This window comes from Victivallis sp. (assembly GCF_048170485.1).
In the GTDB taxonomy this organism is placed as follows: domain Bacteria; phylum Verrucomicrobiota; class Lentisphaeria; order Victivallales; family Victivallaceae; genus Victivallis.
In genome coordinates, this window is record NZ_DBEXAY010000296.1 from 1 (window position 1) to 10,786 (window position 10,786).

The following is a 10,786-nucleotide window of genomic DNA, read 5'->3' on the forward strand; positions in this document are numbered from 1 at the left end:
CGCACAACAGCGCCGCAAGCCCGCACCCGGGAAAATTTGAAGCCGCCGGAGCGGTGAGCGCGCACAACAGCGCCGCAAGCCCGCATCCCGGGAAGTTCGATGCGGCCGGGGCCGCCACATCGGCGGTCAACACGCACAACAGCGCCGCAAGCCCGCACCCCGGGAAGTTCGATGCGGCCGGGGCCGCCACATCTGCGGTCAACACGCACAACAACGCCGCAAGCCCGCACCCGGGAAAATTTGAAGCCGCCGGAGCGGTGAGCGCGCATAACAGCGCCGCAAGCCCGCACCCCGGGAAATTCGCCGCTGCCAACCATACGCATGACCTTTCCGGGAAAGCGAATATCACCCTTAACAACCTCAATTTGAGTACTGCGCTGGCCAATCTCGGATTTTCCGGTTCTCTCGTTGCAAACGGATACCAAAAACTGCCCGGCGGATTGATTCTGCAGTGGGGAAATCTGACCGGAATTGCAACCGAGACTCTATGGGAACAGCGATATCTCTTCCCGATCGCGTTTCCGCATCAATGCCTGACGGTGCTCGCAATCCCGGCAAGCGGATACCAATTCGATGGTATTTGGATCCTATCTTTCTCGACAGAGGAAGTGCTGATCGGATGCAATTATACGACGAACCGTGACCCGATGCGAGTAATCGCAATCGGATATTGAGGAGGTTGTCATGAAATATTTTTGGGATGGACTGCGCGATTCCGAAATTCATGGATCCGCACCAGACGAAGCCGTGGAGCTCACAGAAGCAGAGTTCCGTGTACTCATCGATGCGCAAGCGCGTGGATGCCGTATTGAACTGGACGCCGATGGCATTCCCATTGCCGTCGAACCGGCGGTGCCGCCGCTCGATGAGCTTAAGAAGCGCGCCGGTGCAACGCTTTGGAGCAATTACAAACAACACCAGCAGCGCTATGTCGACGCAGAAGATTTGACGCTGGCCACCGTCTGCGCCGCACAGGGCAGCGCAAAAGGTGCCGCTGTTCAGCAATGGGTGATGGCGCTCTGGTCTGACTATTACCAGGTGCGCGACCGGATCGACGCCGCGCACGATATCGAGGAACTCGGCTCGATCAACCTCGCGCCGGACCCGGAAAATGTTCCCCCCTATACGATACGAGAACTGAATGAAGAAGCCGCCGCGGCACTCGCCGTGCAGCAGAACAACCAGGAGGAAACCCCGTGAACGTCAAACTCTATTTGCCGCAACCCGCAAAAACGGAATACCGGTTGACCGGCATCGGCTGCTCGGTACTCAACGACACCGCGTTCGCCGCCGGTACCCGCAATGTCGCCGGAGGCCATCAGCTCAAAATCTCCCAATTCGATCCGGAAACGCGGAAACTCACCATCGCGGCCGATGGCGGAGAGCCTGGAAAACTCGCCGCCGGAATGTCGATCCACCTGTGGACGTGCGCCGATGACGAAGACAGCCCCCGCGAACTCTCGATCGTCGCCGTCGACCCCGAGGCGCGCACCGTTACGATCGACCGGGATCTCTCCCTCAAAACTGAACAGCTGAAAACCGCCTCCGAATGGATCGCCGCCGTTCCGGATCTGACCAGGGAGGCGACCGCGTTCGCCGCCGGGGATCTCTGTTTTGCCTCCGGTGAGTATTCGTTCGCCTCCGGATCGCTGACCATCGCCTCCGGATTCGGCTCCCATGCCGAGGGAATCCTCTGTGAGGCGCGCGGCGATATGAGTTTCGCCGTCGGCAACATGACACGGGCGAAAAATCTCGCAGCCGTCGCCACCGGAACCAATACCACGGCCTCCGGCATGTTCTCCACCGCGATCGGAAACAGTACCACGGCCTCCGGCGATTCCAGTATCGCCGCAGGATCTGGCAGCGAGGCAGCCGGAGATTCCGCCGTTGCGATCGGATTCCGGAGCAGGGCGGCCGGCCGCGGCACGTTTGCCGTCGGCGCCCTGGCCGAGGCGAACGCGGAATATTCCGTCGCCATCGGGCGGCAGGTCAGAACCGATGCGAAATATTCCGCGATCGTCGGCAGTCATGGCGAATTGAACGACGCTGTCGAAAATCAGGGCGCCGTCGCGTTTTCCGCGGGAAGCGTCGACCGGAATTTTATCGCGATTCTGATTCAGCCGAATCGTGCGATCAAAAACCCGCTCTATCCTCAGGAGGGCGAGGCGGAGTTTATCCCGGAGCAGGATTTCAGCGTGACCATCTCCGGCCACCTGCTGCCCGGAACCGTCACTGCGTCCGGAAATACGCTGGTCCTCGATCACGGACACGCCGGACGCTGGAAATTCACCCCGTCCGGCAGCGTTACGCCGGTCCTCAAAAACTGGCGCGACGGAGACCGCGGTGAACTCGTAATTTACAACGGCGGGAACAAAATTCTTTTCCCCGCCGCCTGGCACTGGATCGGATCGCAGCCGAGCCTCAAGAGTTCCGGGATCGATCTCTTCACAATCTTTCAGATCGACGATAAAATTTTCATCAAACACGAAGCAACTGCATGAAAGGAACCTGTATCATGTCTGAAAACAATGAAATTGTACTCCGGAAATTCCGCGATGTGAAAACCGGCGAGGAATTTGATCTGAAAACCGCATTCATCGAACGGGTGATCCCGGTCCCGACCCCGGTAAGCGTGCCGCTTTACGTCAACGGCGAACTGATTCCGGAGGAGGAACTCCGAAAGCTCGATCTCGAAATCGTCGGTTATACGCAGGAGCAGCTCGACACGGTCTATTATGCAGAACTTTATGCCGGGAATCCGGATCTCATTCCGCGCGTTCGCCAGTACCGCGATTATCTCGACGATCTTTCGCTCCCCTACGATGCGACAACCGACCAGATCGACGCCGCGCTGCAGGCCCGGGAAGATCTCGACGCCGCCGGTCGGCTGGAACTTGCCGCACGGATCCGCACCGCGTTCCAGGATATCGTTGTCAATCTCGAAGCGTGCGGCTGCATGACGGCAAATTACGAGGCCTGGCTCCAGATGCCGAAACTTGTGAAATACCTGCCTGCCGAACCGCAGCCGGATACCGCCGAACCGGAGCCGGATACCGCCGAGCCGCAGCCGGAGGATGACTGATGTTCACCGTTTTTTCCCTGAGAAACAGTGTTCCGCTCTCGCCGGATGAATCCGCCGCGGTTTTTCGTGTGCTGGACGATTATTGCAGAACTCCTGCCGGGGAATGGCTGCGCAATTTTCCGTTCCGCCGCTTCAATCTGCGCTGGTGTCAGAGTATGACCGATTCGGTGATGGGGGCATTCCTCCCTGCGAAGCCGTGGACGATCTATCTGATGCCGGCCGACGCGGGGGAGGAATCGGAACCGGAACCTGCAGCTGTTTCCGCCCGTCTTGTCGAACAGTCGCGGCTCTCCTGGGCGCAGTTCATGACAGTGACCGTGATCCATGAGCTGCGGCACGCCTGGCAGTTCCGGAAATGCTGGTGGTTGTATGTGCTCTGCTCTCTGCCTCTGCTGCGGGCGTTCACGCTGGAACGAGACGCGGAACGGATCGCCAGGGAGGCCGAGCACATTGTGGAACAGACCATCGCCTGGCATGACGGCGTCGCATTTCAACGGAGATGGAGAAAATGAAACCAGTCCTTGCAGTAATCGCCGGCGGCGGATGCCGCCAGATCGAATGTGCGACCGGAATCCTCCAGGCAATCGATGCCGCGGGAATCCGGATCGACCGGTATATCGGCTGTTCCGCCGGATCGGCAGTCGCCGCGCTGCATGCGTCCGGCATAGACGGGAAGAAGCTGGAAGAAATGATTCGCGCGACGCCCGTTCGAACGCTGTTCCGTCCCTGCTGGATGCATCAGGTTCTCTCTCTGTTCGGAATGTCGGTCGATCACATTTTCAACGCGGACGGCATGTATCAGATGTTGCTCGACAACATGACCGACGCAGCCAGGCACACGGTGCGGGTTGCCGTGACACGCCTCCGCGATTATGCGTCGCTGATGTGCGACGCAACCCCGGAAACCGTCATGGCCTCCGCTGCAATTCCGGAAGTGTTTCGTCCCGTAAAAATCGGCAATGAACACTTCGTGGATGGTGGAGTGAAAAACCTGATCCCGACCCCGATGTTTTCCGAAATCGAGGAGTTCGAACATATTTTTATTCTGCTGTGCAACGACGACACGCCGGGAGATAAACCGGCAACCAGAATCGGGCGCGGAATCGAGGCGTTCTATCAGACCATGGATCGCGAACGTTGCCAGCTCTACGAATCCGGCTGGCACCAGCTTCCGAACGTGACCATGTTCCAGCCGCCGCCGTTCGCCTCCTCGCTGCTGGACTGGTCGGAGAATTACGGATTGATCGAACATGCGCGCAATTATGCCGCGGAAATTCTCAAAAACGGAGGAAAGATACCGTGAAAATGCTGATGAAAGATCTCTTTGGTGTTGTGCTTCTGGCCGGGTTCGGCGGGTTTGTCCGGACGCTGACCGGGAAAAAACACGGGGAGCCGTACAACCTCAAAATTGGCGTGACCGAGGTGCTGATCGCCATTTTCGCCGGATTGCTGATGCACTGGATCTGCCGTGAATATGTCGTTTCCGACAACCTCCGGACCGCCGCAATCGCGCTGGCCGGTTATTCGGCCCGGGGAATCATGTCGATCCTCGATAGCGCGCTGATTCAGCGCTGTCACACGCTGGCAAGGTTCTTTCACCGGCTGCCGTTGCTGCCGTTGATGATCGCCGTTTCCGCCATCGTCGTCGTGATCTCCCTTTCCGGATGCCGCCAGGAGCTGACGCACCGGGAATATTATGAACCGTCCGATGTGAACATGGTCGAAATCGGCGGGAGGAAATATGGTCCGGTCAAAGTTGAAACGGTCAAAAGCGGCGTACCGGACTGGTCGGAAGGAAAATCGTTTCATGTGTCCGCGGTGAAGTAGGTGGAATCATGATACTCTCTGGTGGAGGAAGGACGATCACTGTCCCCGGTAAAAATGTCAAGGTGAGCGCCTCGATTTCCCTGGAACGAAAGGATCTTTCAGGACAGTCGTCTGATTCGAGTTTCGCCAATGCCGGGGCGAAACCTCAAAAGGTCAACGTCTCCTGCCAGATACCGATCACGCAAAAAGAGGATCTCGCCGAGTTGCTCGAAGTCGCCCGGGCGTGCGACGCAAATGATGAGCCGATTGTCTACGCTGTTTCCGATGCGTTGTGCGACGCGATGAGTATCCGGAACGTCATTTTTTCCGGCGATCTCAGCGCCGCAGAATCCGATTCCATGCGCGTTTACGAGGTATCGTTCCAGCTGCAGGAGTTCCGCACCGTCGCGGAACGGCGCGAAGAACGTGCTAACGAAAACGCCGCCCAAACCGCTCCGCAGATCGATGGAGAAATTCAGGTCGGCTCCACCGATGCTGCGAAAATCAACCAGATCGTCAGGGAAACCGCGCAGGAATGAAATACGTCAAAAAGCTGACAGTTTCAGGAAATGAACAGAAACTCGTCTCGGAAAGCGCCGTGCTCGATATGTCCGGCCCCGGGCGGGCAGTGTTCGTCATTCAGGCCGAGCGCCCGGCCGTCGGCGAGATCGTGCAATTTTTTCTCGGGCTGGACGGATCCGCCGCGCTCTGGTTTTCCGGCTATATCGAGAGCTGCCGCCGGATCGATTCCAGGCAGTGGCGAATCGTCGCGCGTGAATATTCCGCGTTGCTGGCCCGCCGATGGACGATTTCGCAGCGGCACACCTCCGCCGCCCGCGTTCTGGAGGAAATTTCAAGACTGACCGGAATCGCGTTCCGTTTCGGCCCCGGCGCGGAAGAGTGGAACGATACGCCGATCGCGTTTTTCTTTAACCTGGGCAGCGGATACGAGGCGCTCGATCTGGTCGGGAAACATCTCCGCATTTCCGATTTCGTGTGGATGAATCAGCCGGACGGAACCGTGTTCGTCGGTTCCGGATCGGAACTTGCCGGCGCCGGTTCCGTGCTGGTGATTCCGGAGCGGTTCTTTACCGGCCTGTCCGCCGCGGGCGCGGATTGTCCATTGCTGCCGGATCTTCGCCCGGGACGCCGGATCCGGATAGGGGATTCCGATCTGGTCCGGATTGAGAGTATCACGCTGCAGGGCGAAAAAATGAGGATGAATTTTCAATGCTGAAAGAGCTCATCAGAAAAACGGTTTTAAAGTTGTTCCCGGAACTGGCTGCCGGTCTCCATCTGCCGATTCTCGCAATCGTCACCGGAATCCCCGACCCTCCGGCCGCCGGCGAGACCTGCGACGAATTTACCCCGAAATACGCGGTTGACTGCCGATTGCTGAACACGGATTTTTCAATCGATGAGGAAATGCCGCTCATGCGTGACGTTCCCGTTGCCCTCTCCGGTGCCGCTCCGGATCGAGGAATTGCCATGCTGCCGCAGCCGGGAACAATTGTCGAAATCGCGTTCGCATTCGGAATGCAGACGCACCCCTATATCCGTGCCGTGCTGCCGCATTTCCGGAAACTGCCGAAAATTGACGCAAGGACGATGCGGTGGCAGCAGACGGCGAAAAGCTATCTCGAAGTCGACGGCCAGGGAACCTGGAATCTTTTCACCGATCAGAATGTTACCATAAACGTTAATCAGAACATTGATTCAAGTGCCGGTCTCGATATTTCGCGCTCCGCACTGCAGAAAATCAACGATTCCGCCGGGATCGAGTTTAACGCAATCGCTCCGAAAATCTGGCTCGGCAGTGCCGGAGACAATTTCCTTCAGATCGTCGCTGATTTCATGCTCACCGTTAATCAGGCGCTGATAACGCTTGCAAACCATACGCACCAGACGCCCGCTGGAATGTCAAATAAACCAGAACAGGGAAATGCCCTCTCCGGAAGCGCGGAGGAAGTCGCCGCGGAAAAAGTCCGGACGGAAATCATCAAAAAATAACAAATGAAAGGACGCGATGAAAAAAACATTCACCGCGCCCGGAACCTGCAGCAGCCAAGACGGAAATTCCGGCTCTGCTGCTGCAGGCTTCGGGCAGAAAATTATCCCGTTTTATCGGGACGAGACGACAACATTGTATTGCGGCGATTGCCGTGAAATTGTGCCAGAACTTCCGGAAATCGCTGATCTCTTGCTGACTGATCCGCCATATTCGCAGGTTCGGCCGGAAGCTTGGGATCGAATCAATCAGTCGCAGCTTTGCAGAATGCTCGATGAACTGTTTCGAGCTGTTCGACCAATGCTTTCGCACAATGCAGCCGTTTATGTGTTCGCCTGGCCAACCAATGCCGGGATGATCGAGTACATCATGACACGTCATTTCAACGTCTTGAATCACATCGTCTGGTCAAAACGAGATCAGAACGGACAAAAAATCGGAGTCGTCAATAAAGCGCACCTGCCGGAACTCCGAAACTATTTTCCTGAAACGGAACGGATCATTTTTGCGGAACAGCGAGGCGCAGATGGTGAGTACAACCGGAACATCCAGGCATTGGGAAACGAGATTTTCCGTCCGATAATCGAGTATTTTCGGAAAGCTCGTCGGGATTCTGGATTATCAGGTGCGGAAATTCGGGCGAAAATGTTTGAATTGACCGGGAGACGATACGTTTTTGAACGTCACGCGTTCAGTTATTCGCAATGGGAATTTCCATCTGAAGAGCAGTTTCTTGCTGCCGCAACGTTTCTTCCTCTGGGAGACCATGGAGATGCGCTTCTGAGTTACCGGAAGGCCCGCGAAACCTATGAAGCGTTGCGCGTAAAATATGAACACGTTCGCCGATTTCACCTGGCCAGGAAACGAAACTATACGGACCTCTGGCAATATCGAACAATAAAACCAGGAGACCCGGAACGGATTCATCCGTGCCAGAAACCGATCGATATGCTATGCGATATCATCGAAACCAGTACCAGGCCCGGCGCATTGGTTCTCGATTGCTTCGCGGGCTCCGGACAGATCGCTGTCGCAGCCAGGAAAACCGGGCGTCGCTGTATTCTGATTGAACGTGATCCAGAATATTGCCGCGCAATCGCCAGGAGGCTTTCACTCATACATTGATGTTTGCTTAATACGATGTAAGTTAAAAAAAACGCTGCAGCAAGGAGACCGCACGGTCAACCACACCGCAGCGTGCGTATGTGGAAAACTGTAACGGCATGGAGTAGCCCCTCCCGCCAGGCGGCAGCACCCGGTCTGGCGTGTCGTTACAGTTTTCGCCTGTAAACACGTCCAGGGGTGCTAATCCTGCTCAATGACGGCTGCGGGGCTACGCAGCGCAAATATAATACATCCGCAGCTTGCAAGTTTCAAGCACCCCTGATTTTCGATGCTCGTTTCTTTAACATTAATCTGGCTAATTCACGACCTAAGCCGTGAAATGTGCATTTTTCTATTGGTTTGCCCTGCCTAATTCACGGCCTAGGTCGTGATACCACAAAAAACACCCAAACCCCGAAAAAACTACTCACCCCCGCCTCCTATTTTTGTGTCTTATTTTGAATTGTGAAATATGCGAGGGCTGAATTTTAGGGGAGCAATTTTTCGCAAAGTGAAAAATTTTCCCTTACATACATTTTTACATACAAAATAACCGTTCAGGAGCTAGCCAGAACGGTTATCTAAGTTCAAAAAATGGTGGTGGGAGATGGATTCGAACCATCGAAAGCGGTGCTAGCAGATTTACAGTCTGCCCCCTTTGGCCACTCGGGAATCCCACCAGGCTGGAGCGGGTAACGGGGGTCGAACCCGTATAACCAGCTTGGAAGGCTGGTGCACAGCCGTTATGCCATACCCGCAATACGGACGATTCAACCAGCGTCCCTCTGGTATTGATTCGTGTTTCGCCGAATCAAAAATTGGTGCCGACGGAGGGAGTTGAACCCTCACTCCGGTGAAAGAACTAGGACCTGAACCTAGCGCGTCTGCCATTCCGCCACGTCGGCTTATTTTTTCATCAGCTTTCAACTCGCGAATTTTGTTCGCTCGAACATCGTTCGCTGTCGATGTCATATACTGTACCTCAAAAAAAACTTTTTTCAAATGCAAAATCACAGAAAAAATTAAAAAAAACTGTTTTTTTTACTTGGACTTGACGCATTTTGGCGTTATCGTATAGCATGAGTTGTTACAATGGAAAGTGCAAATGGGTGTAAAAAATTGGAAACTTGCCGGGAATAATCTGGAACATCAAATCGAATCGGTACAGCGGAAGTTCTCTCTGCCTCGGCCGATCGCCGTCTACTTCGCCGCTCGCGGAATCGGCGAAGATCAGGTTCAGGATTTTCTGTCGCCCCGCCTCTCTCAACTGAGCGATCCCTACCGCTTCCCGGGAATCCGGGAGGCCGCGCAACGCTTGTGGGACGCGATCGCCCGTCGTGAACCAATCCTCATTCACGGGGATTACGATACCGACGGCATCACCGCCAGCGCTCTGCTCGCCCTGGTGCTCCGCCAGAACGGCGCAATCGTGCATTCGTTCATCCCGCATCGTTTCGACGACGGGTACGGTTTCACGCCGGAGTCTCTACAGAAGGCCCTCGATACCTACGGCAGCTGCCGGGTGCTCGTGACCGTCGATTGCGGAATCACCAGTTGCGATGCGGTCAATGACGCCATCGCGCGCGGAATCGATGTGATCGTCACCGACCACCATGAGGCCGGTGCGGAACTGCCGAAGGCTCTCGCGGTCATCAATCCCAAGGTGTATCCTGAACTCGAAGATCTTCAGGTGCTCTCCGGCGCAGGGGCCGCATTCAAGCTTTCGCACGCCTTTATTAAATATGGACGCGAACACAACCTCGGCGGCTTTCAAACCCGTCTCGAGGAGGTGCTTGACTATGTGGCGCTCGGAACCGTTGCGGATATTGTGCCGCTGCTCGGCGAAAACCGCATTATGGTCAAGTTCGGCATTGAGACGCTTCGCAAACAGCTGCGGCCCGGAGTGCGCGCCCTGATCGAAAGCTCTAAGATCCGGTCGGAACTCACTCCGGCTGACATCACCTTCCGCATGGCTCCGCGCATCAACGCCGCCGGCAGGGTAGGGGACGCCAACGTCGCGCTGCAGCTGCTGGAGTCCGAACATATCGTCGAAGCCTATCACTTCGCCTCCCAGCTGGAATCTTACAACCGCATCCGGCAGGATAAGGAACAGGAGATCTATCAGGAAGCCTGTGAACAGATCGAACGCCATCTCGCCTGGCAGAGCGACTATTCTTTGCTCGTGGCCGGCCGCGACTGGCATCAGGGCGTCATCGGCATTGTCGCCTCCCGACTGGCCCGCGACTATAACCGGCCGACCATTGTGCTGACCATTCAGGGTGACGTCGCATACGGCTCCGGGCGCAGTGTTCCCAGTCTGAATCTGGTGGAGGTGCTCAGTCACACTGCCGGCCTGCTGGAACGCTACGGCGGCCACCCCATGGCAGTCGGCATCGGATTGCGTACGGACCGCATTGCCGACTTTTTCGAAGCGATGGATCGGGAGGTTCGCAAGCAGATCACTTCGGCGGATCTTGAGGACTGCATCACCTACGACGGCGAGGCGTTTCTCCACGAGCTCACGCCGGAATTCTTCCGCTATCTCGCGCTGCTTTCCCCGTTCGGACACAGCAACGTCAAACCGATCTACCGATTCAATGAGGTGCAGGTGGCTCGTTGTTCCACCGTCGGCGGCTCGCATACCCGCGGCATCCTCCGCACCCGGACCGGGCAGATCGATTTCATCGCTTTCAACCGGCCGAGCCATCTGTTCCACGGGAAAACGCTGGATGTGCTTGCCACTCCGCAGTTGAACCACCACCAGGGGCTGGAGACTCCTCAGCTCA

At 56.3% G+C, this 10,786-nt stretch carries 12 protein-coding genes and 3 tRNA genes; 12 read left to right on the plus strand and 3 right to left on the minus strand.

Going from position 1 to position 10,786, the window contains the following annotated elements; all coding sequences use genetic code 11:
• The 11 genes from ACMLHG_RS15365 to ACMLHG_RS15415 form a co-directional block, all read left to right on the plus strand.
• A partial coding sequence (locus tag ACMLHG_RS15365; protein ID WP_417171060.1) for a gp53-like domain-containing protein occupies positions 1-674 on the plus strand: 674 nt, incomplete at its 5' end.
• Positions 675-684: 10 nt separating this feature from the next.
• Entirely contained in the window at positions 685-1,200 is a 516-nt protein-coding gene (locus ACMLHG_RS15370) for a hypothetical protein (protein ID WP_417171061.1), read from the plus strand.
• Positions 1,197-2,501 carry a hypothetical protein gene (locus ACMLHG_RS15375; protein WP_417171062.1) on the plus strand — a complete coding sequence of 435 codons (1,305 nt, stop codon included), beginning with the start codon at positions 1,197-1,199 and terminating at the stop codon, positions 2,499-2,501. The genes ACMLHG_RS15370 and ACMLHG_RS15375 overlap by 4 nt, the downstream gene beginning before the upstream one ends.
• 14 nt (positions 2,502-2,515) lie before the next feature.
• Positions 2,516-3,082, plus strand: coding sequence for a hypothetical protein (locus ACMLHG_RS15380; protein WP_417171063.1), 567 nt, complete (start codon positions 2,516-2,518; stop codon positions 3,080-3,082).
• On the plus strand, positions 3,082-3,594 hold the full coding sequence (locus ACMLHG_RS15385; protein WP_417171064.1) for a hypothetical protein: 513 nt from the start codon (positions 3,082-3,084) through the stop codon (positions 3,592-3,594). Before ACMLHG_RS15380 ends, ACMLHG_RS15385 begins: the two co-directional genes overlap by 1 nt.
• Entirely contained in the window at positions 3,591-4,385 is a 795-nt protein-coding gene (locus tag ACMLHG_RS15390) for a patatin-like phospholipase family protein (protein WP_417171065.1), read from the plus strand. The genes ACMLHG_RS15385 and ACMLHG_RS15390 overlap by 4 nt, the downstream gene beginning before the upstream one ends.
• Positions 4,386-4,387: 2 nt before the next feature.
• Positions 4,388-4,909 (plus strand): phage holin family protein, encoded by a 522-nt coding sequence (locus ACMLHG_RS15395; protein ID WP_417171066.1) that lies wholly within the window; start codon positions 4,388-4,390, stop codon positions 4,907-4,909.
• Between the two features lie 62 nt (positions 4,910-4,971).
• Positions 4,972-5,427: a hypothetical protein gene (locus ACMLHG_RS15400; protein WP_417171067.1), complete on the plus strand. Its 456-nt coding sequence runs from the start codon at positions 4,972-4,974 to the stop codon at positions 5,425-5,427.
• Positions 5,424-6,125, plus strand: a complete 702-nt coding sequence (locus ACMLHG_RS15405) for a hypothetical protein (RefSeq protein ID WP_417171068.1) — start codon at positions 5,424-5,426, stop codon at positions 6,123-6,125. The genes ACMLHG_RS15400 and ACMLHG_RS15405 overlap by 4 nt, the downstream gene beginning before the upstream one ends.
• A 155-nt stretch (positions 6,126-6,280) precedes the next feature.
• A complete protein-coding gene (locus ACMLHG_RS15410) occupies positions 6,281-6,898 on the plus strand; it encodes a hypothetical protein (RefSeq protein ID WP_417171069.1) in 618 nt (205 codons plus the stop codon).
• Between the two features lie 16 nt (positions 6,899-6,914).
• Positions 6,915-8,021 (plus strand): DNA-methyltransferase, encoded by a 1,107-nt coding sequence (locus tag ACMLHG_RS15415; protein ID WP_417171070.1) that lies wholly within the window; start codon positions 6,915-6,917, stop codon positions 8,019-8,021.
• 574 nt (positions 8,022-8,595) lie between these two features.
• Here the strand turns inward: ACMLHG_RS15415 and ACMLHG_RS15420 are convergent.
• From ACMLHG_RS15420 to ACMLHG_RS15430, 3 genes are all read right to left on the minus strand, one after another.
• Positions 8,596-8,680 (minus strand) — tRNA-Tyr (locus ACMLHG_RS15420).
• 4 nt (positions 8,681-8,684) lie between these two features.
• Positions 8,685-8,758: transfer RNA gene (locus ACMLHG_RS15425), tRNA-Gly, on the minus strand.
• Positions 8,759-8,819: 61 nt separating this feature from the next.
• Positions 8,820-8,905: transfer RNA gene (locus tag ACMLHG_RS15430), tRNA-Leu, on the minus strand.
• A 200-nt stretch (positions 8,906-9,105) separates the two neighbouring features.
• Between ACMLHG_RS15430 and recJ the strand changes: the two genes are divergently transcribed.
• The coding region (recJ, locus tag ACMLHG_RS15435; protein WP_417171071.1) for a single-stranded-DNA-specific exonuclease RecJ at positions 9,106-10,786 on the plus strand (1,681 nt) is incomplete at its 3' end.